Source organism: Halorubrum sp. AS12 (assembly GCF_051122765.1).
Classification (GTDB): Archaea; Halobacteriota; Halobacteria; order Halobacteriales; family Haloferacaceae; genus Halorubrum; species Halorubrum trapanicum.
Window position 1 is genome coordinate 63,151 of the sequence record NZ_CP185385.1, and the last position, 23,666, is coordinate 86,816.

The window sequence follows — 23,666 nt, forward strand, 5'->3', positions numbered from 1 at the left end:
TCGTCCTTTCGCGCGCCGGACAGAACGCGTCCGGGACCCGGAACGGCTTTCGGCGAGGGCGTCGGATCGAACGGTATGGACACGCGGCGCGCGCTGCTGGACGCCCTCGCGGCCGACGACGGTCCCGTCTCCGGTCCCGCCCTCGCCGACTCGCTCGGCGTCTCGCGGGCGGCCGTCTGGAAGGCCGTCGAGGCGCTCCGCGAGGAGGGGTTCGCGGTCGAGTCGACGGCAGAGGGGTACGTCGCTCCCGACGATCCGGGCTACTCCGGGCCGGGAATCGAGTTCGGACTCGACGCGCCCTACTCCGTGGAGTACCACGACCGGATCACGTCGACGAACGAGCGGGCCCGCGAACTCGCGGGGGAAGGCGAAGCGGGCGTCGCCGTGGTCGCCGACGAGCAGACGGGGAGCCGAGGTCGCCTCGACCGCGAGTGGGTGGCGCCGAGCGGGGGCGTCTGGCTGTCGATCCTGACGCGCCCCGACGTGCCGACGGCGCGGGCGCCACTCTTCACCCTCGCGGCCGCAGTGGCGACGACCGACGCCGCCCGCCAGGCCGGCGTCGACGCGCACATCAAGTGGCCGAACGACGTGCTCGTCGGCGGCAACGCGGGTGAGGAGGGCGACGACGCCTCGGACGCGACCGGCCGCGGCGGGCGGAAGCTGGCGGGGGTCCTCACCGAGATGGAGGGCGAGGCCGACCGGATCGGTTGGCTCGTCGTCGGCGTCGGCGTCAACGCCGACCTCGACCCCGAGACGCTCCCCGACGGGGCGACGTCGCTGTCGGCGGAGCGCGGCGAGCCGGTCGACCGCCGGCGCTTCGCCGCGACGCTGCTCGAACGCTTCGCGGAGCTGACCGAGTCGCCCGAGGCGCTCGACCGGGTGCTCCCGGCGTGGCGCGAGCGGGCGAGCACGCTCGGACGACGCGTTCGAGTCGATACCGCGGACGGGTCCGTGGAGGGCACCGCGGTCGACGTCGCGGAGCCGGGCGCGCTCGTGGTCGACACCGACGAGGGGCGGCGGCGCGTCCACGCGGGCGACTGCGAGCACCTCCGCGACGCGGAGTGACGGCCGCCGGCCGCCGGGGGGCGCTGCGACTCGCTCGTCGCGATTCCCTATCCCGTCTCGGTCGCGTCGGAGACCGATCCGTCCGCGTCGGTTCCGCCGGCGCCCGTCTCGCCCGTGGTCGCGGACCCGCTCGCGCTCGCGGACTCGGCCGCGCTCGCCGCCTCCTCCTCGTCGCCGATCCGGACGGTCAACACGGGGACCGACGACCCGCGGACGACCTTCTCCGCGACGCTGCCGAGGAGGAGTCGGTCGATCCCGCCGCGTCCGTGGGTCCCCATCACGACGAGGTCGCAGCCCGTCTCCTCGGCGTGAGTGATGATCTCGCGGCTCGGCGACCCCTCGACGACCGCCGTCTCGACGTCGACGCCGCGGTCGGCGGCCAGCTCCTCCACCGTTTCGAGCGCGGCCTCCCCGTCGTCGTACAGCAGGTCGCCGACGCCCTCCCACGTCGTCTCCATCGGCATCCCGGCGTACCGCGCGGTGTCGACCACGTAGATGGCGCGGACCGAGGCCCCGTGGACCGCGGCGAGGTCGAGCGCGTGGCACACCGCCAGCTCCCCCTCCGAGGAGCCGTCGGTCGGGACCAGGATCCGGTCGTATAGGGGCATGTTCACGTGTACCATGTCACCGACGACGGATAACCCTTTGCGGTTTTTGCCGGTTCCTCGCCCTCAACGGGCGCCGTCAACGCCGACCCACGCTCGCGGCGGCGGTCCCGACGAGGCGCGCGTTTATGCCGCGTCCCGCCGATGGGACGGTATGTCCGACGAGATCAACCTCTCCCGGCTCGAACCGACGCTCGAATCCCACGCGTATCCCGCCGAGCGCGAGGCGCTCACCGAGTCGTTCGCGGGCACGACGGTGCTGTTCGCCGACGGCGACGCCGACCTCGGCGACCTGCTCGCGGATGTCGACCAGCAGACGTTCGAGAGCGCCGCTGACGCGGTCGCCGCGCTCCAGAACGTCCTCCCGATCGAGGCGCTCGGCGAACCGGGCCAGTCCGACGGCGACGCCTGAGCAGCCCGACAGCGACACCTGGCCCCCCCGAATCCCGCCCCTCGTCACCGCTCCCCACGCCACGGCGCGTCTCGCATCGCTTTTTACCGCGGATCGCGCACTGGTGGTAATGAGCTACCGGATTGGACTCGTCGGCAAACCCTCGGTGGGGAAGTCGACGTTCTTCAACGCCGCGACCATGAACGACGTGCCGGAGGGCGCGTACCCGTTCACCACTATCGACCCGACCGTCGGCGAGGCGTACGTCCGCGTCGACTGCGCCGCGCCCGAGTTCGACGAGACGTGTACGCCGAGCGTCGGCGTCTGTCGCGAGGGCACGCGGTTCGTCCCCGTGAAGCTGGTCGACGTGGCCGGTCTCGTCCCGGGCGCCCACGAGGGGCGCGGGCTGGGCAACCAGTTCCTCACCGACCTCAACGAGACCGACGTGTTGATCGACGTCGTCGACTTCTCGGGGAAGACCGACATTGAGGGCGAGGCGACCGAGGGCCACGACCCGCGCGAGGACATCGACTTCTTGGAGGAGGAGCTGGACGCGTGGTACCTCGACGTGTTAGAGAAGGGGTTAGAGAAGTTCGAGACGCGGTACCACGGCGCGGACGCGGCCATCGAGCGGGAACTCGCCGAGCAGATGTCCGCGTTCGGCACGGACAAAGACCGGATGAAGCGGACCATCCTCGCGCAGGGGCTGGAGCTCGACCCCGAGACGTGGGACAAGACGGACAAGGTCGAGCTAGCCCGCGAGATCCGGAAGCGGACGAAGCCGATGGTGATCGCCGCCAACAAGATGGACACGCCCGAGGCGCAGGCCAACTGGGAGGAGATCACGACCGACCCCGAGTACGACCACCTCTCCTTCGTCCCCGCGAGCGCCCACGCGGAGAAGGCGCTGAAGAACGCCGACGACGCCGGCGTCGTCGACTACACCCCCGGCGACGACGCGTTCGAGGTTGTCGGCGACGTCTCCGGCGAGCAGAAGGCCGGACTCGATCAGATCGGCGAGTTCGTCGACGAGTACGACGGCACCGGGGTCCAGGGGGCGCTCGAATCAGCCGTCTTCGACGTGCTGGGCTGTATCGCCGTCTTCCCCGGCTCCGCGAACGGGAGCAAAGACGAGAAAGGGGTGTTCCGCGACTGCTTCATCCTCCCCGAGGGGTCGACCACCGAGGACTTCGCTTTCCACATCCACTCCGACATCGGCGAGGGGCTACTCCACGGCACCGACTGCCGGAGCGGCCGGCAGGTCGGGACCGACCGCGAGCTCTCTCACCGCGACGTGATCGAGCTGGTCTCGACGAACCAGGCCGCGCCGTAGTCGGCCCGGACCTCCCCGGTCCCGGCCTCCGGGAACTCCGATCAGCTATTACCGGTCGGGGTCCAACCCGACACCATGGAACGGACCGTGACGGTCGAACCCGAGGCCGGACTCCACGCGCGACCCGCTTCGAAGCTGGTACAGACGGCGAACCGATTCGACGCCGACGTGTCTATCGGGCGCGACGGCGACGGCGACGACGACCTCGTCCGCGCCGACAGCATGCTCTCCGTGAGCGGACTCAACGTCGAACACGGCGAGTCGGTCCGCGTGGTCGCCGAGGGTCCCGACGCCGAGGCGGCGCTGGACGCGGTCTGCGACCTGCTCACGAGTCCGGTCGAGGAAGCGGACGGCGAGGCCAAGACCGACGGCGGCGACGCGGAGGACGCCTCGTGAGGACGCTCGACGGCGTCGGCAGCACGCCGCGCTCGGGGGTCGGGACGGCGCGCTGGTATCGACCGGCCGCCGACCTGACGCTCCCCGACCGCCCCGACCCCGAGTCGGTCGATGTCGACGCCGAACTGGAGCGGTACGAGACGGCCCGGGACGCGGTCAGGTCGGCCCTGCGCGACGCCCGCGACCGGACGGCCGAGCGCGTCGGCGAGGAGGAGGCCGAGGTGTTCGAGGCTCACGAGGGGTTCCTCGACGACCCGACGATAATCGAGGACGTCGAGACCGCTATCCGCGACGGGACGCCCGCGGACCACGCCGTCGCGGACCGGTTCGGCGAGGCGGTCGAGCAGTTCGAGGGGATGGAAGGTCGGATGGCCGAGCGCGCCGACGACCTGCGCGACGTCCGCGACCGGCTGCTCCGCGCGCTCCTCGACGCAGACGGAGGCGGGCCGGCCGCCACCGACCTCGCCGCGCTTCCGGCCGGCACGGTCCTGCTGGCGGAGCGGCTCACGCCGAGCGACACCGCCGCGCTCGACCCCGACGCGATCGCCGGGATCGCGACGGTCGAGGGGGGACGAACCTCGCACGCCGCGATCATCGCGCGGTCGCTCGCGATCCCAGCCGTCGTCGGCGTCGGCGAGGCGCTCGAATCGATCGGCGACGGTGAGACGGTCCTCGTCGACGGCGACGCCGGAACGATCGTCGTCGACCCCGACGAGGAGCGCCGCGCCGCGGCCCGGGAGGCGGGACCGGCAGTGGTCTCTGACCGCGTCGCGACCGCCGACGGTCGGTCGGTCGAGGTCGCGGCCAACGTCGGCGGAGAGTCCGAGCTGGACCCGGCCGCCGAGCGCGGCGCCGACGGGATCGGGCTGTTCCGGACTGAGTTCCTCTTCATCGACCGCGAGACGCCGCCGACCGAGGACGAGCAGTACGAGGCGGTCGCGGCCGCGCTGTCGGCGTTCCCCGAGGACCGCGTCGTCGTGCGGACGCTCGACATCGGCGGAGACAAGCCCGTCCCGTACCTCAATCTCCCCGACGAGCCGAACCCGTTCCTCGGACGACGTGGGATTCCGGCTGTCGCTCGACGAGCACGCGGACCTCTTCGAGACGCAGCTCCGTGCGCTGCTCCGCGCGGCCGCGACGGAACACGGCGACGACCTCGCCGTGATGTTCCCGCTGGTCACGCGGGTCGAAGAGGTCGATCGCGCGGTCGACGCCGTCGAGTCGGTCGCGACCGACCTCGCCGACGAGGGCGTCGACCACGCGGTCCCCGATCTGGGGGCGATGGTCGAGACGCCGGCGGCGGCGTTCGTCGCGGACGCGCTCGCCGACCGGCTCGACTTCCTGAGCGTCGGGACGAACGACCTCGCCCAGTACGTGATGGCGGCCGACCGCGGCAACGACGCCGTCGCCGACTACCACGACCCGCTCCACCCGGCGGTGTTGCGCGCGCTCGACCGCACGACCGCGGCCGTCGAGGAGAGCGACGCGTGGGTGGGGATGTGCGGCGAGATGGCCGGGGACCCGGTGCTAACGGAGCTGCTCGTCGGACTCGGCTTCGACGAGCTCAGCATGAGCGCGGTGACGGTCCCGGACGTGAAACGGCGGATTCGCGAGGTCGACGCCGACGACGCCCGAGCGCTCGCGGCCGACGCGCTCGCCTGCGAGACGCGCGGCGAGGTGCTGGACGTGCTGGGACTCGACGACCGCAAGGAGTAGACCGACGGAGAGGACCGGGACCGGCGGCGGAGGGGACCGGAACCGGCGGCGGAGCGGCCCCAGACCTACAGCTTCTCGATGTCGCGGGCCGCCTCCGCCTGCTCGCGGACGGACTCGACCGTTGCCGACGGGTCCGTGGCCGCGACCGCCGCGTTGACCGCGCCTTCGAGGACGGGCGCGTCCGCGATCACGGCCTCCGCGTCGCTCAGTTCGACGGCGACGTCCGCGTTCATCACCGCGCTGCCGAGGTCGACGAGGATGACGACGCCGTCGGACTCGGTCACATCGCCTCCATCCTCTGCGTCGGTCGCGTCTCCCTCGTCCGTCCCGCCGGCCGCGGCGTCGATGGCGTCCTCGATCGCGTCCGGGACGGTGCCGATCCCGCCCTTCCCGTCGCCGCCGACCGGCTCGATGCGGGTGTCGCCGGCCATCTCGGCGGCGACCTCCGCGATCCCCTCGGCGGCACGCTCGCTGTGCGAGACGACGACGATCCCGACCATCAGTCGTCCTCCGGGGCCGCGGCGGCGTCGTCGCTCGCCTCCTCCGGGTCGTCGTCCGGGATCGTCGGCGAGGCGGCGTCGGTCTCCGGCACCTCGACATCGAGCCGCTCGGCGGCGACCGAGAGCAGCTCCTCGAGGATGATCAGCGTGCTCGTCGCGCCCGGATCCTGGTGGCCGACGGAGCGCCAGCCGAGGTAGGAGGCCCGCCCCTTTCGCGCGCGGATCGGGACGGTGAACGCGACGCCGCGCTCGGCGGCGTCGACCGCCTTCGCGAGCGCCTCGATCGGGTCGAGCTCGTCGACCTCGATCGACTTCTTGAACGTGTGGACCGCGGGCGTCAGCGCGTCCACCATCGTCTGGTCGCCGACGCGCGCGTCGCCTCTGTCCTCGACCTTCTCGAGGTACGTCTCCGCGAACGTGACCGCGGTCTCGGGGGTGACCCCCTCGTCGAGCTCGCCCGCCGCGAACACGAGCGACCCGCCGAACAGCGGGCCGGACGCGCCGCCGACCTCGGCCATCAGCGTCTTGCCGACCGTCTTCGCGACGGTCTCGGCGTCCGGGTCGTCGAGGTCGCGCGCGGCGTCGGCCGCCTCGGCCCAGCCGCGCGCCATGTTCCCGCCGTGGTCGGCGTCGCCGATGGCGGAGTCCAGTTGGGTCAGGTGGTCGCGCTCCGTCTCGATGCGCTCGGCGACCGCTTCGACCGCCGCGACGACGGTCGCGCCGTCATCGGTCATTTCGTCGTCAGCGCCGGGGTGTCCGCCGGCGCGTCGAACAGCTCCTTCAGTTCGTCGTCGACCGCGCACACCGTGATCGACGCGCCGGCCATGTCCAGCGAGGTCATGTAGTCGCCGACCCACGCGTCGTAGGTCTCGAGGCCGCGCTCGCCGAGCAGCTCCTGAAGCCGCCGATTGAGAACGAACAGCTCCATCTGCGGGGTGGCGCCCATCCCGTTGACGACCGTGAGCACCTCCTGGCCCTCGTCGAGTTCGAGGTCGTCGAGGACCGCGTCGGTCAGCTCCTCGGTGACCGCGTCGGCGGGCATCGTCTCGGTGCGCTCGGTGCCCGGCTCGCCGTGGATCCCGATGCCGAGTTCGATCTCGTCGTCGCCCAGGTCGAAGGTGGGTTCGCCCTTCTCGGGGGTGACACAGGAGGTGAGCGCGGTGCCCATCGTGCCGACGTTGTCGACCACCTTCTCGGCGACGCGCTTGACCTCCGAGAGGTCGGCGCCCTGCGCGGCCTTCGCGCCCGCGGCCTTGTGGACGAGGATCGTCCCGCAGACGCCGCGGCGGCCCGAGGTGTACAGCGAGTCCTCGACGGCCACGTCGTCGTCCACTACGACGCTCTCGACCTCGACGCCCTCCATCTCCGCGAGCTCGATCGCGGTCTCGAAGTTCATCACGTCGCCCTCGTAGTTCTTGATCACCGCGAGGACGCCGTCGCCCGCGTCGCAGGCGCCGATCAGCTCCTCGAACTCGTCGGCGGTCGGCGAGGAGAACACGTCGCCCGCGGCCGCCCCGTCGAGCATGCCGTCGCCGATGTACCCCGCGTGAGTCGGCTCGTGGCCGCTACCCCCGCCCGTGACGATCCCCACCTTCCCGTCAACCGGTCCGTCGTCGCGCACGAGCACCTGCGTGTCCGGCAGGCGCCGCAGGCGGTCGGGATGCGCCGCTGTCATCCCGTCGAGCATCTCGTCGACGACGTCGTCCGGGTCGTTGATCAGCTTCTTCATGTCCGATCGAAGTGACTCGCCCGGACCGGTTAAACGTAGTGGCGCCGGGGGTCGTCGCCCCTGCCCGCGGGCGGTCCCCACCCTCGCTCGTCCGCTCCCCGCTCGTCGCTGGTCCCCCTCGTCACTCGCCGCCGGTCAGTTCGGTTCGAGGTCGAGGGAGCCGCACTCCCGGCAGCGGAACACGCCGGCGTCGTTCCGGTCGGGAACGCGGAACTCGTGGCCGTTCTCGCAGACGCCGCCGTCGTCGAACTCCTCGTCGCTCGGTTCGAGGTCGGTCGACTCGCACGCCGGGCAGGCGAACGCGCCGTGGCCCAACTGCGTCGGCTCGACGAAGTAGTGGCCCTTCCGACACTGCCCGCCGTTCTGGATACCGTCCGTGCCCGGCGAGACGTTCTTGACGTTGCGACTTCGGGCAGTAGTACGTCCCGTCGCCGGCCTGCTTCGGCGACGCGAAGTAGTGGCCGTTCGTACAGCTACCGCCGTTGTCGAAGGGATCCATACCGCGCCCCACGGGGAACACCGTGTAAACTGCTGTGGTCGGGGTCGTTCAGGTATTTCGAAACGAAGGCTTCTGTGTTGGCATGATGGTGATCGTCTGTTGTATCACTACACGTCGTGGCTCGCGCGGTCGGCGCGGACGAGCGTCGCGAGCGCTGCCGGGTACTCGTCAGTCAATGTCGATGCGGCGTCTCAGACGGGAGTCAAGCCCCCGCGTGGTGTCGGCGTACATGGGTTTCGTGTCTCGGCACGGAACCCCACACGGGCCGGCTGTTGGCGCAGCGCGGCCCGCATCCTTTTCAGGCACGGCGCGTCGTCGACGGCCGAGTGGGTTCGTGAGCGTAGGGTGTGGGTTCGGGGGTATTAAAATCTTCTACCAATCAGTTACATTTATGCTACCTATAGGTGCTTCACGGTATCATACCAACACGACTATGCGACTGTTCTGAGGAACGTGGGCCATGCGAAAGCCGGCGGACTGGATGCAGATGCCTACTGACGATCGCATCCTTGAAGCTCTCGAAGGTAGACTTCGGCTCACGCCGGCAGTGATCGCCGAGAACATCGACAAATCACGGACCCACGTGAGTAGAAGACTTTCTGATCTAATGGACTATGGGCTCGTGGAGAAGCCAAAGCGCGGCTATTACCAGATAACAGAACTTGGCCAACAGTATCTCAATGGTGAGATCGACGGTAAAAGTCTTGAGAAACTGTGAAGTTAGTGAGCCGTATTTAGGGTGACAATTTTAATCCCGTCCCTCGATAGCTAGTGTGTATGATACAGCTGGTAGCAACGCCCGAAGGGATCCTCACTGTATTTATTGCGATACTCGTAGGAGGCTATCTTCATGAAGGAAGCCATTGGTTCGTCGGCTGGGTTGGTGGTACTGACCCTGTTCTGATAACAGACTACCTAATTGTCCCTAAAGCGGTAGATCACGGTCAAATTGAAACAATGGATCCGGTTATAATACGTCTATCAGGGGCATCTGTTCTATTGTGGATCCCATTGGCACTCTTTTCAGTCGTTCATTTCGTTCTTGAGCCGACATTTGGAACGCTGCTTATTTTTGTTCTTTTCTCGACTGTCGTACTTATGACAACAGAGAGCGATATCGTTGCTGTCCGAGATCCAGAGGAGTATCGAGAGCGATGGTTAAATGATGAATTTGAAGCTGTTCCAGCCTTTCTACCTGACATTCTATGAATAGTGACGTTATCTCTATTGTGGTGATCTCTCTTACTCCGGCAACAATAATCACATACAATTTACTGAGTATGTCTGGTTATTTGACGCCTGAAGATGCCCGTCAAGTTAAACAAGATTGGAAGCAGGGAGTCGGTCAGCGTGAACTCAACCCCGACAATCCATCATTCGACACCATATTATCAATAATATCAGAACACACGGACAATGAACGTCCAGAGGGAATTGAGTATCTAATACTGGCTGAAAGTGGATTCGGTGGCGGGGGTGTCTGGGCTGATTTTGGAGACGAAAGAGATAGAGAAAACTTAGCTCCTCTAACTTTAACTGACAAGTGGGTTAATGATTACATTAAACGGCGGGAAGATGATATAAAAATCTGGTTTTACCGAGTAGCGCTCGGATTTCTAAGCTTCGGACTGGTCTTAGAAATACTAAATCGATCTCATTTCACCCTCTGATTCAGGAAAATCATATCCCAGCCAGCTTGTGCCCAATTATTCCTAATCGACAAACTAGTCATCTCTATCAGTTATTGCCGGGAACATCGAAAAACCATGTACTCATGTCAGCCGACGATTCTTTTAGCCATAGACACCAGTCTCAATTCGTATGGATCGGAACAGGCTACGGATCTACATTGCTACTGTACTCGCAATACCGATTCTTGTGGTGATTGTAGTGACTATTCGAGTTTTAGGTGCTATCTCAAGTTTGCCAGCGTGGCTTGGAAGGCAAATAAGAGTAAATCAGTTTGCTGAACGGATTGTTCAACGTGTGGTTGAGATCGATAGAGCACATCAATTTCGAGACGATCTTATGTTTTTACTTGAAGAACACGCTCGAAAAGAGAAATTTGATTTTGAGGGCTATGACCGTTGGGGCCTACTACGATTGATTGACCAGAGACGTGAGGAATCGAAAGCGAGTTTGCGCAACGGGGAATTCGCTATTTCATTTCTGGGTGGCTTTGTAACGATACTCGCTGGGATCTACATCAACATTCAGATTGCTGGAATTCTGTTGACGGCTCTTGTCCTCTTGTTTTCCCTCTTAGTTATCCTTCGTATCGTCGTGACAGATATTCTCTCATATCAAAGCCACAATGTCCAAAACGAGAGCATAGAAATGCTAGTAATGATGGCAAGTTGGAATGAGAATCAGATTAATCATGGTGCCTCGCTGGTGATGGCTGCCATATTGGTCTGTTTCTCCTCGTCAGATATTGGCTACCAGATCGGTTTAGAGGTTGTTGATCGCTTTGCTGAGCGGTCAAATCCTTCTTTCGGTAAAAGGTATAGATCAGATAATTGAATAAGCCATTATTCTGACCTTTGTTGGGTGTACCTCGCGGGCGAGGGCTACACTGGTGAGTTAGTCATGGAAAGATTATGGGCAAGAACCCACCACAATACCGAATCTGATTAGATTCTAGCTTCGGGAAACGCTCAAGAGACCACTCTCACAAGACCTGTCTATGAGCGAAGTGGTCTACGCGATTCGAATTTCTCACCTCGAATACTCCGGGCTCAAAATCATGGACATCAAGATCGGCAAGTCCACCGACATCGACAACACCCTCCGCCAGTACAGCCGGGGCAACCGTGATATCGAACTGCTCGATATGTGGACACCGAACCCCGACAAGACCCTCTCCACCGCCGAGCGCGGCGTCCACGCGGTCGCCGAGCGGTACGCCTACGACAAGCAGAGCGAGAAGTTCGTCTCTGGTGTGACTCCTTCTTGAAATTAAGCCTACACATTCATTATGTTAGGACATCGCCACTTCGTATGGCACCAAGTGAGACGACACTTGAATTTTGTAACCAGCTATGGGATAATTGGACGCCTGAAAACGGCAAGAACCAGTGCGAGGACTGCCCGGCACACTGGTCGAACAGATCAGATTTCCCTGGCGATGCGGACACGCGCCAGAGTTCACACGGTCACCGTCCTTGGTACGGCGACGGTGACCTCACAGACGTTGAGGTAGTGTTTCTCGGGCACGAGCCCGGTCCGGGGAGTATCGGCGAAGAAAGTGAGGATGCGACAAACCACACTGAACGTTCTTTTGCGGACGTTCGAAATCCCAACATAGCGGAAGTTCCTGACGGCGCCGGACAGTGGTTCCCCCTAACTAAGCCCTTGTTTGAGCGCGTTGGGTCTGAGTTCCCCTCTTACTGGACACAGGCTAAGAAGTGTAATGAGCTGCCTAAAAACAACGAGGCCGCTGAACATCAGTGCGCAGGGATCGGAGACGAGCACGAGGGATATCTCTCGCAGGAGCTCTCGACCGTGAATCCAAACTACGTAATTGGCTTTGGAGAAGATGTCTATCGAATCCTAACAGGCGTCTACGACGTTGAGGACCTGGGTAGCGGCTTCGATAAACCCGTCGCATCTGGTGAGTCGCCCTCCGGTCTTCGTCCTTTAGAAGTCGAGGATGCCGATTTCACATACCTCCCGACTGTTCACCCGACTCGGGGAGTCCAGCCCGATACGAAGAATCAGATTGAACTTGAGTCACAATCCGGGCAAAGCGATTCGGAGCGATACTACGAGATGTTCGCGGAGGACTTTATTAGTCAAGCAGAAACATGTACTATCTGATATCTAAGATGCGCGACGCCCTCTGACTCGGACGAAGCTATTTGATCGCTCGGAGCGACGTTCGAACATGGCCCCTACCCTCCCGGACGACTTCGAAGAGCGGTTCTGGCGCCGACACTCCAATCCGAAGAGCGGGTGGAGCCGCACGGTCCTGCTGCCGGCGCTCCTCTTCGCCGTGTACCACCGGAAGTGGCGACTCGCGGGTTCCGCGCTCCTGTTCACCGTGGTGAACCCGGTCCTGTTCTCCCCGCCGGAAAACGACGACGCGTGGATGACCCGCGTGGTGCTGGCCGAACGCTGGTGGACCCGCGAGCGGAAGGCGGGCGTCTTCGATCTCACGCATCCGAACTGGCTCAATCTGCTCAACGTCCCCGTCTCGGTGTACGCGTTCGTCGCCGCGTACCGCCGGCGACCCCTCCGGGCCGGCCTCGCCGGAGCGGTTTCGATGGGGCTGAAGTTCTGGTACGTCGGCGCGCTGGTTCGGCGGTACGACGCCGCAGTCCGTCAGGAGGACTGAACGCAATCGATCGCGAAACAGTAGCGACTCCGGAGCTAACTTTCTCCCGGACGAGACACGCCGGCTGTCGCTAAGGGTGTGGAGAGACGGAAATTGGGTGGCTGGGGAGTCCCAGCCCACCAATCCCGCACGGCCAAAGACCGTGCGCGTTGTAGGTGGGCCAACACGGATTTGAACCGTGGACCTCCCGGTTATCAGCCGAGCGCTCAACCTGACTGAGCTATTGGCCCAGGTGAGCGCATTCAGTCGTTGCGCGGGTAGGATTTTAAGGGTTTCCTTTCGGGAGCCGCCCGCCGTGTGGCGGTTTCACGGACGTTCGCGAGGCCCGCGCCGTCAGTCGGTTCCCTTCTGCTCCTCCTCTTCGACGGTGAAATCCACGTCGACCACGTCGTCGTCCGCCGCCGCGCCGCCGGGGTTCGCGCTCCCCCCGGCGCCGCCGTCCTCGTCGTCTCCGTCGCCGCCGGTGAACCCGTCGGGACCGCCGCCGGAGGCGCCACCGGGACCGCCGCCGGGGAACCCGCCGCCGCCCATCGTGAAGCCGCCCTCGCCGTCGTTGGGAAAGCCGCCGATGTAGACGTTTCCGGAGAGGAAGCCGTCCGTCTCGCGTTCGAGGTACGGGATGACGACGTACTTCTTCAGGGCCAATCTGATCGGGACCCGCGAGAGCGGGAGGGCGAGCAGGAAGCCGACCGCGTCGGTGACGAGTCCCGGCGTGAGCAGGAACGCGCCCGCGGCGATGAGCAGGCCGCCGTCGAGCAGTTCGTCGGTCGGGGGCTTCCCCTGCGCCGCCTTGCGCTGGATGCGGGCGAGGGTCGCGCGCCCCTCGGCGCGGAGGAGGAGCATCCCGAGGACGGCCGTCAACACGACGAGCGCGACCGTCGCTGGCCACCCGAGCCGCGTCGCGACCACGATCAGGAACAGCGCGTCCACGAGGGGGACGACGAGTAGCAGCGCGAGCAGCGTTCGCGGGCGCATACCCCCGCCTTTCCGCCGGGCGCCCATAGCCCTTTTCGTCGCGGCCGCGTGTCGGGTACAGTTTTTCCGTCGCGTCGAGCCCGCCGCGACCGCCACGGCTTTGCCCGCCCGGTCCGAGCCGGTGGTATGGACATCGTCGGTGCGCTCGGCCGCGACCCGCCGGACCGCGAGTCGCTCCCGCGGTGGGTCGCGCCGCTCCCGAAACGGCTGGAGGACGTCGCCTTCCGGTTCGCGTGGGTCATCGTCGCGATCAACCTCGTCGGCACCGCCTTCGGCTTCTGGTACTACCGGTTCCAGTTCCAGGCGCTCCCGACCGAGATGTGGATATTCATCCCCGACAGCCCGGGGGCGACGCTGCTCATCGCGCTCGCGCTCGGCGCGTGGGCGCTCGGGCGGTCGAGCGACACGCTCGCGGCGCTCGCCTTCTTCGGCAACGTCAAGCTCGGGTTGTGGACCCCGTACGTCCTCGTCGTCTTCTACCCCCAGTTCCTCGCGAACTCGGGACCGGCGCTGTACGCGTTCCTCCTCGTGAGTCACCTCGCGATGGTCGTGCAGGCGTTCGTCCTCCACCGCATCACCGACTTCCCACTCCGCGCGGTCGCGGTCGCGACCGCGTGGTACACCGTCGACCTGCTGATGGACTACTTCGTTCCCGTGATCGGCGACGTGACCCACACCTCGCTGCCGTACGCCGACGGCGAACCGTGGTTCACCACGACCGTCCTCCAGGTCGCGGCCGCGGGCGCGGTCGTGCTCACCGTGATCCCGCTGTTCTGGACCCTCGGCACTCGGATCGCGACGCTTCGGAGCCGTGCGACCGACTCCCGGTCGTAGTCGGGCCTCGGACGGAGTCGGTCACGAAACCCCTCCGCGCTCACCGATTTAAGTGACCGGGCGACCTCGACGAGAGCATGAGCCACTACGAGCAGATTGCGGACCTATCGGTGACGATCGAGTCGGTCGCCCGTCGGCGACACACCGCCGACACGACGAGCGGGTTCGAGCGGACGACCACGGAGTTCCGCCTTTCGGGCGACGGCGTCGTCGGGCGCGGCGAGGACGTGACCTACGAGACTGCCGACCACGACGCGCTCGCCGGGACCGACCCGATCGACGTCGAGGGGGAGTGGACGATCGACGCGCTGTCCGACCGGCTCGCCGAGATTGACCTCTTTCACGGGAACCCGCCCGAAAGCGAGACCTCGCGCAACTACCGCCGGTGGGCGGTCGAGAGCGCCGCGCTCGATCTGGCGCTCCGCCAGCGCGAGGAGTCGCTGGGCGAGCGGCTCGGGATCGACCCGGAGCCGGTCCGCTTCGTCGTCTCGACGCGGCTCGGCGACCCGCCGTCGACCCAGCGAGTCGAGGAGCTGCTCGCCCGGAACCCCGAGTTGGAGTTCAAGCTCGACCCGACGCCGGAGTGGCCCGAGGAGGCGTTCGAGACGCTGCGGGAGACTGACGCGGTGCGCATCCTTGACCTGAAGGGGTGGTACGAGGGGACAGACGTCGACGTCGAGCCGGACCCGGAGCTGTACCGCGACGTGTTCGCGGCGTTCCCGGCCGCGGTCGTGGAGGACCCCGCGTTCACGCCCGCGACGGGCGCGCTCGTCGAGCCGCAGGCCGACCGGCTCTCCTTCGACTACCCCATCGACGGCGTCGAGAGCCTCGAATCGCTCCCGGTCGAGCCGGGGTGGTGTAACATCAAGCCGTCTCGGTTCGGCACGCTCGAATCGCTGTTCGAGACGATCGCCTACTGCGACCGGAACGGGATCGAGCTGTACGGCGGCGGGCAGTTCGAACTCGCGAGCGGCCGTACCGCGATCCAGACGCTCGCCGCGCTCTGTTACCCGGACGGGCCGAACGACGTGGCGCCGCGGGGGTACAACGACCCCGACGCCGAGCCGCCCTACCCGAAGAGTCCGCTCCGCCCGAACCGCGACGCGGTCGGCTTCGAGTTCTGAGACGCCCCCGAGTCGGTCGATCGCCGTGGTCAACGATTTATAAATGGATCCGCGGTGGCGCGTGCCGGCGAGCGCCCGACAGGGCGCGAGTCGCACGCGCGAGGGAGTCGGCCGACCGTAGGGAGGCCGACGAGGCTGGGGAGGTGTGAGGCTGCGGTGTTGTGCCGGGCGGGACTCAAAGGGGCAGCCGGGAGGCCGTCGTAGGCGACGTAAGCACCGCAAGGAGTGAGCGGAGCGAACGACTGAGGAGCGCAGCGAGCGTACGACGGCCTCCCGGCTGGGGCTTTGGAGGGGTTCTCCGCCGATCCGAACGCAATTACTCACAAACAGACGCCTGAATTCGCAGAACCGTCGACCCCACCGCCGCAAACGACTACTTAAGAAACGAACTTCAGCAGGTCGTCGCGGTTGTGGTCGTGGAAGCGGGTCCGGAGGCACTCCTCCAGCGCTTCGATATCGCCGCGCTTCGCGCAGATGGGCGCCACCCGGTCGGACCACTGCTGCCACGGCGGGTAGAGTCCGAGCCGGTCACAAATCTCGTCGAGCCGCTCGTCGAGGTCGTCTATCTTGTCGGTCTTGTTGACGGCGATGATCGGCTCCACGCCCACGTCCTCTAAGAACCCGAACATCTCCACGTCGTGGGGGATATTTCCGCGCTCGGCGTGGCGGTCGATGATGTCCACCGCGGCCTTGCCGTCCATCACGACGACGCCCGCGAGGATCGAGTCGGCGTTGTCCTCCAGGTAGCGCACGATGTTCGTCTTGATCTGCTCGCGGTGCTCGTCCTCAACGCCGGACATGAACCCGAACCCGGGCAGGTCCGTGAACATGAAGCTCTCGCTGGCCCAGTCGAAGTGGTTCGGCTGCCGGGTGACGCCCGGCTTGCCGCCGGTCGAGAAGTCGTGCCCCGTCAGCTCGCGCATCAGCGTGGACTTGCCGACGTTCGAGCGCCCCACGAGGACGACCTCGGCGTCGCGGTCCGGCCGGTCTTCGAACATACCCGACCGTGCGCGCCTGAACGGGTTAAAAGGCGCGTCGCGGCCGCGCCGGTCTCACGCCGACGCGGCGAGTTCTGCGGGACTCACGCCGACGCGGCGAGTTCTGCGGGACTCACGCCGACGCGACGAGTTCCGCGGAGTTCACTCCGATGCGGCGGGACTCATGGTCCGTCCCTTCGCGACGGCGTCGCCGATCAGCTTGTACGTCGCCCCGAAGATGCCGGCGAGAACGACCACGGCTCCCAGAAGGGCAACGAGCAGTCCGAACAGCGCCAGCCCCCAGTTCGGACCCTGTCTGAGTCCGGTTTCGGTCGCCGCAGCCACCATCCCGCCGCCGACGGCGGCGACGACCTGGCCGACGACCACCACCGCGACGTAGTAGATCATGATCCGGAAGCCGTACGTGATTCCCTCAGTCACCGAAACGGTGTCCATGTGGACAAAAACCATCACTCACACATAATATTTGCTTCTGATATGTTTAACATCCGATCTGATCTCCACGGCGACGGAAGGTTGATGCCCGCGACCGGTCAGGTCGACGCATGGACAAGCAGGCCGTCCGCGAGACCGTGTGGGACGCCTTCGACGAGGGAGACCAGGCTCGGTTCCCGTTCCCGCCCCACGACCGGATCCCCAACTTTGCCGGGGCCGACGCCGCGGCGGAGCGGCTCGCGGCGACCGCGACGTGGGAGGCGGCCGCGACCCTGAAGGCCAACCCCGACGCGCCGCAGCTCCCGGTCCGTCGTGCCGCGCTCCGCGACGGCAAGACCGTCTACGTCGCGCAGCCGCGACTCCGCGACCCGAACCCGTTCCTCCGGCTCGACCCCGCAGAGATCCCACCCGAGGAGATCGACGACGCGACGACCGTCTCCGGCATCTCCGAGTACGGGACCCCCACCGCACCCGAGGACGTCTCTCACGTCGACCTGATCGTCGCCGGCTCCGTCGGCGTCACGACCGACGGCGCCCGGATCGGGAAAGGCGAGGGGTACAGCGATTTAGAGTGGGCGGTCCTCCGCGAAATCGACGCAGTCGGCAGAGAGGCGCAAAGCGCCTCTAGCAGCGAGGGACGGAGTCCCTCGGGCAACCGGGCTCCGCCCGGTGACAGCCGGACGCAGTCCGACGACGCGGACACGACGGTCGCGACGACCGTCCACGAACTCTCCGTCCTCGACGGGCCGGAGTCCGCGGTCGGCGCCGACCGCTCCGACCCCGACCTCCCCGACCCCGACGCGCACGACGTGCCGCTCGACCTCGTCGTGACACCGAAACGAACGATCCGGACCGACACGCCCTACGCACGACCCGAGGGCATCGACTGGGACGCGCTCGACGCGGAGAGACTGTCGAAAATACCCGTCCTCGCGGATCGGGCGCCAGAACGGCGGTAACGACGCGTGTTCGTCGACGCGTTTGACGGCGACTAATCGGCGTGCTGCGGCGTCGGCGCGGACCGCTCGGACCGGTGGTCGGCGACGTGGCCGCACTCCGGACAGACGACGGTGCGCTCGTCGCCGTCGCTGACGACGAGCCACCCGTCCGACAGGGCGCTCTCGAAACGACACTCCGGGCAGAAGAGGACCGACTTCCCGCGGGAGGGCGGGGAACCGCTGGCGTCTGCGTTCATGTCTCACCACAGGAGCCGGAGCTATAAGGGTCTTTTTCGACCTGATCGTTCAGTATGATCGGGAGTGTCACGCGTATCCGTCACGTGTTTCGGGATAGAACAGATCGTTTATTTCTAAAAGCGAAAAATTACTGATCGGTATTGTTCACCATCGTTCCCGACGAACCCGGTCGGTTTCGCCGGTACCGTTCGTGGAGCGGCCTATCGGGCCAGCGGCATGTTGTAGCTCGTCTCTTCGTCCATCACGTACTCCCACGTCGCCTCGCAGTCGCAGGACACCTGCTCGAAGACGCTCGGGTCCTGCCGCTTGTCGAAGTCCTTGATCGCGGTCTGGACGCGGTCGTCGCACTCACCGCAGTTGTGCGCGCCGCGGTCGGAGCCGTGGCCGACCGGATCGGAGACGACGATGGCGTCCGCGTCGGCGGTCGATTCGAGGACGTGCGCGACCGACCAGAGCCACGGCGGCCGGTACCCCCCTCGAAGAACAGCTCGTCGACCATCGTGTACCGCTGGACGTTCGTCGGGTTCATCGAGACGGTGTGACAGCCGTCGACGCCGGCGCAGCGTCGGATCGAGTCGATCATGTCGGCGACCGCCTCCGGCTCCGCGAGGAAGGGCGGCTTCATGAGGAGGTACGCCTTGATCCCCACGTCGGCCGCGAACTCCTCGTCCGCCGCGGCCGCCTCCGCGCAGGCGTCCTCGAAGTCGGCGAAGTCGAAGTACTTGTTCACGCAGTCGTGGCGGACGCGGTCGGTCGCAGTCTCCAGCCCGACCGCCACGTCCGTGGCGATACCGTGGTCCGCGAAGTCGGCGATCTTCTCGCGGTCGACGAAGTCCGGCAGCGACTCGACGACGATGCGGTCGCGGTCCGCGAACGTCTCCGCGATCGCTTGGCGGGTCTCGGCCGACACCTCGCGCTCGTCGAGGAAGGAGCCGGAGGTGTAGATCTTGATCAGCTCGGCCGGCTCGTCGGCCTCCTCGGTCTCGTGGTCGAGGCACGCGTCGATCTGCGTCATGAGGTCCTCGTGAGCGACGCTGCCGCCCTCGACCGACTCCGCGACGTAGCCGCACATCGTACAGCCGCCGGCGCGCGCCCACCGACAGCCGCCGGTGTTGAGGATGATCGTGAGGGAGTTCACCACGCCGTCGGGCGTGTTGTCCTCGTCGATCCACACGCGGGTCGGCTCCGTCGGGTCGTACGTCTCCGAGCGCTCGGCGCGGATGTCGCGCATCACGGCGTTGTGCGCGTCCATCCCGCGCCCCTGCTCGTACGCGTCGGGGCTCGGCTGACTCATTGCCGGAGAAAGCGGTCGAGCGCGTAAAGCCGTGTCGTCATCGACGCTCCCGGAGCCGCCGGCGAGCGGCTCGCCGCAGGGCGACGACGGCTGCGACCGCCGCGACGCCGAGCACCGCGCCGACCGCGTTGACCGCGGCGTCGGTCCAGGCGAACGACCGCCACGCCACCTGCGACTGGAGGAGTTCCGCGAAGAAGCCGACCGCGACCGACGCCCCGGCGGCGACGACACTTCGATCAGTCGCCAGCGTCCCGAGCGCAGCTAACCCCGCGTAGCCGATCAGGTGGAAGCCCCCGGTAGGACCGAGGACCGCGAGGGGACCGACCGCCCCGCCGCCACCCGGAGCACCCCCGGAACCGACGAGCGCGTCCGGAACGGGGAGCAGCGATGCGACGAGGACGACCGCCGCGCCCGCGAGAAACGGCGTCCACGGTCCTCCCCGCTCGAACGGTGACCGGTCGGCGTCGATGTCGCTCACCGTCTCACAAGGAGGAGCGCGGCAGCGAGGACGCCGAGGACCGCTGCCCCGACCGGGGCCGGGGCTTGGTCGCCGGTCTCGGTCCCCGAAGCGCCGCCGTCGCTTCCCCCGTCTCCGCCCGTCTCGTCGCTCTCGTTCGCGTCTGTGCCGTTACCGCCGTTCGAGCCATCGCCTGCGTTTCCGCCCTCGCCGTCGTCAGCGTCCTCGCCGTCGTCAGCATCCTCGCCGTCGTCAGCGAACGCAGCCTCGTCGTACACCGGCGTGACGACCGTTCCGTTGCCCCCGCCGGAGACGTTGAACGTCGCCGAGGGCGTCGACAGCGGCTGCGGGTAGTCGCGCCGACTGGTGAGGTCGGTGCTCGTCTCACGGGTCCCCAGCTCCGCGACCGCCGGCTCCGCGTCCGGCTCCACGCGGACGGTCACCGTCGCGACGAGCGCCTCGCCGGTGACCCCGGTCGTCGGGTCCGCGAGCGACTGGCGCAGCCTCGCGGCTCCGCGTTCGTCGTCGTAGTCGACGGACTCGCGAACCTCGGTGTCGGGCTGCGACCTGGCGTCGGGGCGTCCGGCCGGCGCCTCGCGGAACCAGTCCGCGGACTCGATCTCCGTGACGGTCAGGTACTCCGTCGGGTAGTCGAGCCGGAGCGTGAACCCGTACACCCCGTCGTCGTCGCGCTCGCCGTCGTTGACCATCGCGACCTCGAGGGTGACGGTGTCGCCCGGCTCGACGTCGAACTCCTCGGGCGAGACCGAGAGCGCGCCCGCCGTGTCGCCGGCGCTCACCGGTCCCGCCAGCGCGCCCGCGGCGCCGACGATCAGCGCGAGCGCAGCGAGGGCGACGAGCGCGACTCGGGACGGCGGGGCCGCGTCTCGCCGGTCCCCGCGGTCCTCCGAACGGCCCCCTGCTCGGCCCCCCGAACGGTCTCCTGCTCGGCCCCCCGAACGGTCCCCCAATCGCCCCCCCGAACGGCCCCCTGCTCGGCCCCCCGAACGGTCTCCTGCTCGGCTCACTCTCCCACCTCCAGGGTCAGCGAAACGTCCCCCGTCTCCAGCAGCGCCGTCTCGTAGCCCGCGTGCCGCGAGACGTTCGGCGCGGTCGTCACCGAGAGGGTCAGTTCGTCGCCCGACGCGGCGTCGGCGAGGGGGGTCCCGTAGTGGTAGCCGACTCGGTCGTCGAGCGCGTCGTCGAGCGCCCCGGACGCGACGACGCCCCCGTCGCGGCGCACGGTGTAATCAATCGCCGCCATCGGGAGCATCGACCGGTTGTACGGGGTCCGCGGCGAGACGGCGAGGTATCGGTCGTCGCCGTCGACGAACCGCGACCCGGGCGGGAGAAGTGTCGTCGCGAGCACCGCGTCGCCGACGACCGGTTCGCCCTGAAGGCTTCCGGGGAGGTGTGCCGCGGGCGGCAGTTCCCCCTCCTCGGGGGAACGCCAGTAGGTCCCGTAGCGCCGGTCGCCGACGCGGGCCTCCCAGCGCGGCTCCCCGCGGTGGTCGCGCTCGGCGTCCTGTCGCTGCGCGTCGACGTGGTCCGGCCCGTCGCGGTCGGCGTCGCCGTAGCTCCGGCCCGCTCCGCGCCCGAGCGCGTGGTTCGCCATCGCGCCGCGGGCGCCCCAGTCGGACTCCGCTTGAACGTACACGATGTCGCCGATCACCGACTCGCGGAACGCCTGATCGTACTCGAAGGTGAACGAGCCGGTCGCCGGCTCCGCGAACCGCCCGGCGAACGCCCCGGTCTTCCGGGCGTCGATGGCGCCCACCCGCACCGTCGCCTCGTAGGTGCCGTCGCCGCCGAGCGAGAGGTTGTCGCCGAAGTGGAACCCCATCTCCTGCGAGACCATCGGCCACGGAGCGGTGGGCGTCCCGGACTCGCCCTCGCGACCGACGGTCACCTGTAACCCCGTCGCGGCCGGGAGGATACGCCCGGTCTCGGCGTCGCGGACCGTCACCATCAGGTGGACGTCGTGGTCCTCTGTCGGCGCCGCCGCCTCGACGCGGTCGCCGGTCACGTTCCAGAAGCGGTGCGGGTACGTGACCCTCGGTTCGAGCAGGTAGTCGCCCGCCTCCACCGGGTCGAGCCGCCGCATCGCCTCGAAGTGCGTCGGCACGTACGTCGCCGCGGGCGGGTCCTCGACCCTCGGGAGCGACGGCGCGGCGCTGCCGTCGCCGTCGTCCGCGGCTCCGCCGTCAGCGCCGCCACCGCCCTCGCCCCCGGAATCGCCGTCCGCGTCGCCCTCGCTCACGACGTCGGAGCCGGCGTCGGTCAGACACCCCCCGAGCGCGCCCGCGCCGACGGTCGCGCCGAGCGCGAGCAGGCGACGGCGACTGTGCGATCGCTGCGGTTCGGTTCGGTCGGTCGGCGTCGTGTCGCGTGTCATCTGTCGTGTCTCGGTCTCTCCGTGCGTGGTCTCGGCACAGTCTCGCCTCGAGCCGGTCGGCTCACGGCTCGCCTCCGGGGTTCGCGTCGGGAAGCGCGCGCAACTCGCGGGGCGGCACGAGGAAGTTCCCGCGGCTCCGCACGAACAGGTACTGGAGGATCCCGTTGTTCACTCGGCTCCCGACGGCGGTCTCGTCGGCGACGTCCGCACCGGTCATCGCGTCGCGGACGGCGACGAAGTCGCCGATCGATTCCTGGAGCGTGAGGAAGTGGATCCCGGTGTGGTCGCCGTCCGTCGTCGGGAAGTCGCGGCGCAGCAGGCGCGGCTCTCCGTCCTCGCGGGCGCGAGCCGCCTTCTGCGCGTGGCCGACCACGCCCTCCTCGCGGGCGTACGCGACCGCGTCCTCCGGGAGGTCCGCGACTCCCGGATCGATTCCGAGCCGCTCGCCGTGCTCGCCGACGCGCTCCTCGTCGGCATGGGTCGGGCTGAAGAGCTTCGCCACGCGCTGCGCGTGGCTCTCCTGTGACCACCAGGCGTCGAGCTGCGTCCGTATCGTCGAGACCTGCTGTGTCGTCCCGCCCGCGAACGGTCCCGTCCCGATCGTCACGCGGTCCTCGGTGGCCTGCGACGCCGCGAAACCGTTCGCAAACCCCATGAAAAGCGGCGCACCCTCCGGGATCGGCGCATCGTCGGGAATCCCGTCAACGTCGCGGCGCTCGCGCGGCAGTCCCGGCCCGAGGAACCCGGTCCGGCGGTCGACCGGCTCGAACAGGTCGCTCGCGTCGGTCACCGCGACGCCGTTGGCGGCGGTCGCCGCGCCGAACAGCGCCTCGTCGGCCGCGAGCACCGCCGCGGGGTCGTCGCCCGCCAGGTGGACTAACACGTCGGTCTCGTCGAGTGCGGGGTCCTCCAACCCGGTCAGCGACCGCGGCGCCGGGAGGTCGACCGACTCCGGGAGCGTCCCAGACAGCCGGTCGAAGTACGACGGCGAGTAGCCCGCGGTGAACAGCAGCCCGGCGGCCGAGCGCTCGAAGGCGCGTTCGAGGTCGGCGAAGGCGGCTTCGAGCCGATTCCGGGATTCCGCCCGCGACGCGTCGCCGCGGTCGATGTTCGCGTATCGGAGCACGTGGTGGACCGGCGGGACGACGTTTCCCGCCTCGTCGCGGTCGAGCGCGTCGTTCCACGCGTGTTGGCGCGCCGGAGCGCCGTCGGAGTCGCCCGCGGGCACCCCGTCCAGCGGGCCGCCGTCGACCGCGTCCTCGACCGAGCCGTCGCCGCGGCCGAGACAGGCGCTGAGTCCGGCGGCGCCGCCGAGCGCGACAGCGGCCTTACAGAACTCGCGACGGGGTACCGAGTCCGGATCCGGAAGTTCCATTCTGTCGTGTGAG

The 23,666-nt window shown here is 67.3% G+C and carries 27 protein-coding genes, 1 tRNA gene and 2 pseudogenes; 15 read left to right on the plus strand and 15 right to left on the minus strand.

Annotated elements, in window-relative coordinates; genetic code table 11:
- Positions 1-75 precede the first annotated feature (75 nt).
- Entirely contained in the window at positions 76-1,065 is a 990-nt protein-coding gene (locus tag ACODNG_RS00295; RefSeq protein WP_434521946.1) for a biotin--[acetyl-CoA-carboxylase] ligase, read from the plus strand.
- A gap of 47 nt (positions 1,066-1,112) precedes the next feature.
- Here the strand turns inward: ACODNG_RS00295 and ACODNG_RS00300 are convergent, their stop codons facing one another.
- On the minus strand, positions 1,113-1,673 hold the full coding sequence (locus ACODNG_RS00300) for a universal stress protein (protein ID WP_434521947.1): 561 nt from the start codon (positions 1,671-1,673) through the stop codon (positions 1,113-1,115).
- Positions 1,674-1,824: 151 nt separating this feature from the next.
- Here ACODNG_RS00300 and ACODNG_RS00305 point away from each other — a divergent pair, with 151 nt between their 5' ends.
- The 4 genes and pseudogenes from ACODNG_RS00305 to ptsP all read left to right on the plus strand — a co-directional run bounded on the left by ACODNG_RS00305 (position 1,825) and on the right by ptsP (position 5,506).
- Complete coding sequence (locus ACODNG_RS00305; protein ID WP_434521948.1) at positions 1,825-2,082, plus strand: DUF5789 family protein; 258 nt, start codon at positions 1,825-1,827, stop codon at positions 2,080-2,082.
- A gap of 109 nt (positions 2,083-2,191) precedes the next feature.
- Positions 2,192-3,394 (plus strand): redox-regulated ATPase YchF, encoded by a 1,203-nt coding sequence (locus ACODNG_RS00310; protein WP_434521949.1) that lies wholly within the window; start codon positions 2,192-2,194, stop codon positions 3,392-3,394.
- Between the two features lie 75 nt (positions 3,395-3,469).
- Complete coding sequence (locus ACODNG_RS00315) at positions 3,470-3,790, plus strand: HPr family phosphocarrier protein (RefSeq protein ID WP_434521950.1); 321 nt, start codon at positions 3,470-3,472, stop codon at positions 3,788-3,790.
- A pseudogene (gene ptsP / locus ACODNG_RS00320) lies at positions 3,787-5,506 on the plus strand (phosphoenolpyruvate--protein phosphotransferase). The gene ACODNG_RS00315 and the pseudogene ptsP overlap by 4 nt, the downstream one beginning before the upstream one ends.
- 65 nt (positions 5,507-5,571) lie before the next feature.
- Here ptsP and ACODNG_RS00325 read toward each other — a convergent pair.
- The 4 genes from ACODNG_RS00325 to ACODNG_RS00340 form a co-directional block, all read right to left on the minus strand.
- A complete protein-coding gene (locus ACODNG_RS00325; protein ID WP_434521951.1) occupies positions 5,572-6,006 on the minus strand; it encodes a PTS-dependent dihydroxyacetone kinase phosphotransferase subunit DhaM in 435 nt (144 codons plus the stop codon).
- Positions 6,006-6,740, minus strand: coding sequence for a dihydroxyacetone kinase subunit DhaL (dhaL, locus tag ACODNG_RS00330; RefSeq protein ID WP_434521952.1), 735 nt, complete (start codon positions 6,738-6,740; stop codon positions 6,006-6,008). The genes ACODNG_RS00325 and dhaL overlap by 1 nt, the downstream gene beginning before the upstream one ends.
- A complete protein-coding gene (gene dhaK / locus ACODNG_RS00335; protein WP_434521953.1) occupies positions 6,737-7,735 on the minus strand; it encodes a dihydroxyacetone kinase subunit DhaK in 999 nt (332 codons plus the stop codon). Before dhaK ends, dhaL begins: the two co-directional genes overlap by 4 nt.
- 135 nt (positions 7,736-7,870) lie before the next feature.
- Positions 7,871-8,050 carry a hypothetical protein gene (locus ACODNG_RS00340; protein WP_434521954.1) on the minus strand — a complete coding sequence of 60 codons (180 nt, stop codon included), beginning with the start codon at positions 8,048-8,050 and terminating at the stop codon, positions 7,871-7,873.
- A gap of 644 nt (positions 8,051-8,694) precedes the next feature.
- Between ACODNG_RS00340 and ACODNG_RS00345 the strand changes: the two genes are divergently transcribed.
- The 7 genes from ACODNG_RS00345 to ACODNG_RS00375 all read left to right on the plus strand — a co-directional run bounded on the left by ACODNG_RS00345 (position 8,695) and on the right by ACODNG_RS00375 (position 12,570).
- Positions 8,695-8,952 (plus strand): winged helix-turn-helix domain-containing protein, encoded by a 258-nt coding sequence (locus ACODNG_RS00345; protein ID WP_434521955.1) that lies wholly within the window; start codon positions 8,695-8,697, stop codon positions 8,950-8,952.
- A 59-nt stretch (positions 8,953-9,011) separates the two neighbouring features.
- Entirely contained in the window at positions 9,012-9,443 is a 432-nt protein-coding gene (locus ACODNG_RS00350; RefSeq protein ID WP_434521956.1) for a hypothetical protein, read from the plus strand.
- Positions 9,440-9,904, plus strand: coding sequence for a hypothetical protein (locus ACODNG_RS00355; protein WP_434521957.1), 465 nt, complete (start codon positions 9,440-9,442; stop codon positions 9,902-9,904). The genes ACODNG_RS00350 and ACODNG_RS00355 overlap by 4 nt, the downstream gene beginning before the upstream one ends.
- A gap of 151 nt (positions 9,905-10,055) precedes the next feature.
- Entirely contained in the window at positions 10,056-10,757 is a 702-nt protein-coding gene (locus tag ACODNG_RS00360) for a hypothetical protein (protein ID WP_434521958.1), read from the plus strand.
- Positions 10,758-10,920: 163 nt separating this feature from the next.
- Positions 10,921-11,190 (plus strand): hypothetical protein, encoded by a 270-nt coding sequence (locus tag ACODNG_RS00365; RefSeq protein ID WP_434521959.1) that lies wholly within the window; start codon positions 10,921-10,923, stop codon positions 11,188-11,190.
- Positions 11,191-11,234: 44 nt separating this feature from the next.
- Positions 11,235-12,053 carry a hypothetical protein gene (locus tag ACODNG_RS00370; RefSeq protein WP_434521960.1) on the plus strand — a complete coding sequence of 273 codons (819 nt, stop codon included), beginning with the start codon at positions 11,235-11,237 and terminating at the stop codon, positions 12,051-12,053.
- A 67-nt stretch (positions 12,054-12,120) separates the two neighbouring features.
- Positions 12,121-12,570 carry a DUF6653 family protein gene (locus ACODNG_RS00375; RefSeq protein ID WP_434521961.1) on the plus strand — a complete coding sequence of 150 codons (450 nt, stop codon included), beginning with the start codon at positions 12,121-12,123 and terminating at the stop codon, positions 12,568-12,570.
- A gap of 156 nt (positions 12,571-12,726) precedes the next feature.
- Here the strand turns inward: ACODNG_RS00375 and ACODNG_RS00380 are convergent.
- Positions 12,727-12,800, minus strand: a tRNA-Ile gene (locus ACODNG_RS00380).
- A gap of 103 nt (positions 12,801-12,903) precedes the next feature.
- Positions 12,904-13,545: an FxsA family protein gene (locus ACODNG_RS00385; RefSeq protein ID WP_434521962.1), complete on the minus strand. Its 642-nt coding sequence runs from the start codon at positions 13,543-13,545 to the stop codon at positions 12,904-12,906.
- Between the two features lie 126 nt (positions 13,546-13,671).
- Here ACODNG_RS00385 and ACODNG_RS00390 point away from each other — a divergent pair, with 126 nt between their 5' ends.
- A complete protein-coding gene (locus ACODNG_RS00390) occupies positions 13,672-14,379 on the plus strand; it encodes a DUF1405 domain-containing protein (protein WP_434521963.1) in 708 nt (235 codons plus the stop codon).
- Between the two features lie 77 nt (positions 14,380-14,456).
- Positions 14,457-15,503 (plus strand): hypothetical protein, encoded by a 1,047-nt coding sequence (locus ACODNG_RS00395; protein WP_434521964.1) that lies wholly within the window; start codon positions 14,457-14,459, stop codon positions 15,501-15,503.
- Positions 15,504-15,880: 377 nt separating this feature from the next.
- Here ACODNG_RS00395 and engB read toward each other — a convergent pair whose 3' ends face one another.
- Together engB and ACODNG_RS00405 are read right to left on the minus strand one after the other, a co-directional pair.
- The gene (engB, locus tag ACODNG_RS00400; protein ID WP_434521965.1) at positions 15,881-16,501 is read right to left on the minus strand and encodes a GTP-binding protein EngB; all 621 of its coding nucleotides are present in this window, start codon (positions 16,499-16,501) and stop codon (positions 15,881-15,883) included.
- A 141-nt stretch (positions 16,502-16,642) separates the two neighbouring features.
- Positions 16,643-16,936 carry a hypothetical protein gene (locus ACODNG_RS00405; RefSeq protein WP_434521966.1) on the minus strand — a complete coding sequence of 98 codons (294 nt, stop codon included), beginning with the start codon at positions 16,934-16,936 and terminating at the stop codon, positions 16,643-16,645.
- 110 nt (positions 16,937-17,046) lie between these two features.
- Here ACODNG_RS00405 and ACODNG_RS00410 point away from each other — a divergent pair, with 110 nt between their 5' ends.
- Positions 17,047-17,895: a 5-formyltetrahydrofolate cyclo-ligase gene (locus tag ACODNG_RS00410; protein ID WP_434521967.1), complete on the plus strand. Its 849-nt coding sequence runs from the start codon at positions 17,047-17,049 to the stop codon at positions 17,893-17,895.
- A 32-nt stretch (positions 17,896-17,927) separates the two neighbouring features.
- Here the strand turns inward: ACODNG_RS00410 and ACODNG_RS00415 are convergent, their stop codons facing one another.
- The 6 genes and pseudogenes from ACODNG_RS00415 to ACODNG_RS00440 form a co-directional block, all read right to left on the minus strand.
- Complete coding sequence (locus ACODNG_RS00415; RefSeq protein ID WP_017343413.1) at positions 17,928-18,131, minus strand: hypothetical protein; 204 nt, start codon at positions 18,129-18,131, stop codon at positions 17,928-17,930.
- A 201-nt stretch (positions 18,132-18,332) separates the two neighbouring features.
- Positions 18,333-19,426, minus strand: a pseudogene (locus ACODNG_RS00420) (archaeosine biosynthesis radical SAM protein RaSEA).
- 37 nt (positions 19,427-19,463) lie between these two features.
- A complete protein-coding gene (locus ACODNG_RS00425) occupies positions 19,464-19,904 on the minus strand; it encodes a hypothetical protein (RefSeq protein ID WP_434521968.1) in 441 nt (146 codons plus the stop codon).
- The gene (locus ACODNG_RS00430) at positions 19,901-20,854 is read right to left on the minus strand and encodes a cellulosome anchor protein (RefSeq protein WP_434521969.1); all 954 of its coding nucleotides are present in this window, start codon (positions 20,852-20,854) and stop codon (positions 19,901-19,903) included. The genes ACODNG_RS00425 and ACODNG_RS00430 overlap by 4 nt, the downstream gene beginning before the upstream one ends.
- Before the next feature lie 53 nt (positions 20,855-20,907).
- A complete protein-coding gene (locus ACODNG_RS00435; protein WP_434521970.1) occupies positions 20,908-22,278 on the minus strand; it encodes a DUF7350 domain-containing protein in 1,371 nt (456 codons plus the stop codon).
- A gap of 61 nt (positions 22,279-22,339) precedes the next feature.
- Complete coding sequence (locus ACODNG_RS00440) at positions 22,340-23,653, minus strand: DUF7405 family protein (RefSeq protein ID WP_434521971.1); 1,314 nt, start codon at positions 23,651-23,653, stop codon at positions 22,340-22,342.
- Positions 23,654-23,666: the final 13 nt, after the last annotated feature.

Excerpts from the sequence above, each read along its gene's own strand:
- ACODNG_RS00325 (WP_434521951.1), bottom strand. The coding sequence starts at position 6,006 with ATGGTCGGGATCGTCGTCGTCTCGCACAGCGAGCGTGCCGCCGAGGGG.
- ACODNG_RS00345 (WP_434521955.1), top strand. The coding sequence starts at position 8,695 with ATGCGAAAGCCGGCGGACTGGATGCAGATGCCTACTGACGATCGCATC.
- ACODNG_RS00375 (WP_434521961.1), top strand. The coding sequence starts at position 12,121 with ATGGCCCCTACCCTCCCGGACGACTTCGAAGAGCGGTTCTGGCGCCGA.
- ACODNG_RS00410 (WP_434521967.1), top strand. The coding sequence starts at position 17,047 with ATGGACAAGCAGGCCGTCCGCGAGACCGTGTGGGACGCCTTCGACGAG.
- ACODNG_RS00350 (WP_434521956.1), top strand. The coding sequence starts at position 9,012 with ATGATACAGCTGGTAGCAACGCCCGAAGGGATCCTCACTGTATTTATT.
- ACODNG_RS00305 (WP_434521948.1), top strand. The coding sequence starts at position 1,825 with ATGTCCGACGAGATCAACCTCTCCCGGCTCGAACCGACGCTCGAATCC.
- ACODNG_RS00405 (WP_434521966.1), bottom strand. The coding sequence starts at position 16,936 with ATGGACACCGTTTCGGTGACTGAGGGAATCACGTACGGCTTCCGGATC.
- ACODNG_RS00295 (WP_434521946.1), top strand. The coding sequence starts at position 76 with ATGGACACGCGGCGCGCGCTGCTGGACGCCCTCGCGGCCGACGACGGT.
- ACODNG_RS00365 (WP_434521959.1), top strand. The coding sequence starts at position 10,921 with ATGAGCGAAGTGGTCTACGCGATTCGAATTTCTCACCTCGAATACTCC.
- ACODNG_RS00440 (WP_434521971.1), bottom strand. The coding sequence starts at position 23,653 with ATGGAACTTCCGGATCCGGACTCGGTACCCCGTCGCGAGTTCTGTAAG.
- ACODNG_RS00300 (WP_434521947.1), bottom strand. The coding sequence starts at position 1,673 with ATGCCCCTATACGACCGGATCCTGGTCCCGACCGACGGCTCCTCGGAG.
- ACODNG_RS00390 (WP_434521963.1), top strand. The coding sequence starts at position 13,672 with ATGGACATCGTCGGTGCGCTCGGCCGCGACCCGCCGGACCGCGAGTCG.
- ACODNG_RS00360 (WP_434521958.1), top strand. The coding sequence starts at position 10,056 with ATGGATCGGAACAGGCTACGGATCTACATTGCTACTGTACTCGCAATA.
- ACODNG_RS00415 (WP_017343413.1), bottom strand. The coding sequence starts at position 18,131 with ATGAACGCAGACGCCAGCGGTTCCCCGCCCTCCCGCGGGAAGTCGGTC.
- ACODNG_RS00370 (WP_434521960.1), top strand. The coding sequence starts at position 11,235 with ATGGCACCAAGTGAGACGACACTTGAATTTTGTAACCAGCTATGGGAT.
- ACODNG_RS00355 (WP_434521957.1), top strand. The coding sequence starts at position 9,440 with ATGAATAGTGACGTTATCTCTATTGTGGTGATCTCTCTTACTCCGGCA.
- dhaK (WP_434521953.1), bottom strand. The coding sequence starts at position 7,735 with ATGAAGAAGCTGATCAACGACCCGGACGACGTCGTCGACGAGATGCTC.
- ACODNG_RS00435 (WP_434521970.1), bottom strand. The coding sequence starts at position 22,278 with ATGACACGCGACACGACGCCGACCGACCGAACCGAACCGCAGCGATCG.
- engB (WP_434521965.1), bottom strand. The coding sequence starts at position 16,501 with ATGTTCGAAGACCGGCCGGACCGCGACGCCGAGGTCGTCCTCGTGGGG.
- dhaL (WP_434521952.1), bottom strand. The coding sequence starts at position 6,740 with ATGACCGATGACGGCGCGACCGTCGTCGCGGCGGTCGAAGCGGTCGCC.
- ACODNG_RS00385 (WP_434521962.1), bottom strand. The coding sequence starts at position 13,545 with ATGCGCCCGCGAACGCTGCTCGCGCTGCTACTCGTCGTCCCCCTCGTG.
- ACODNG_RS00395 (WP_434521964.1), top strand. The coding sequence starts at position 14,457 with ATGAGCCACTACGAGCAGATTGCGGACCTATCGGTGACGATCGAGTCG.
- ACODNG_RS00315 (WP_434521950.1), top strand. The coding sequence starts at position 3,470 with ATGGAACGGACCGTGACGGTCGAACCCGAGGCCGGACTCCACGCGCGA.
- ACODNG_RS00310 (WP_434521949.1), top strand. The coding sequence starts at position 2,192 with ATGAGCTACCGGATTGGACTCGTCGGCAAACCCTCGGTGGGGAAGTCG.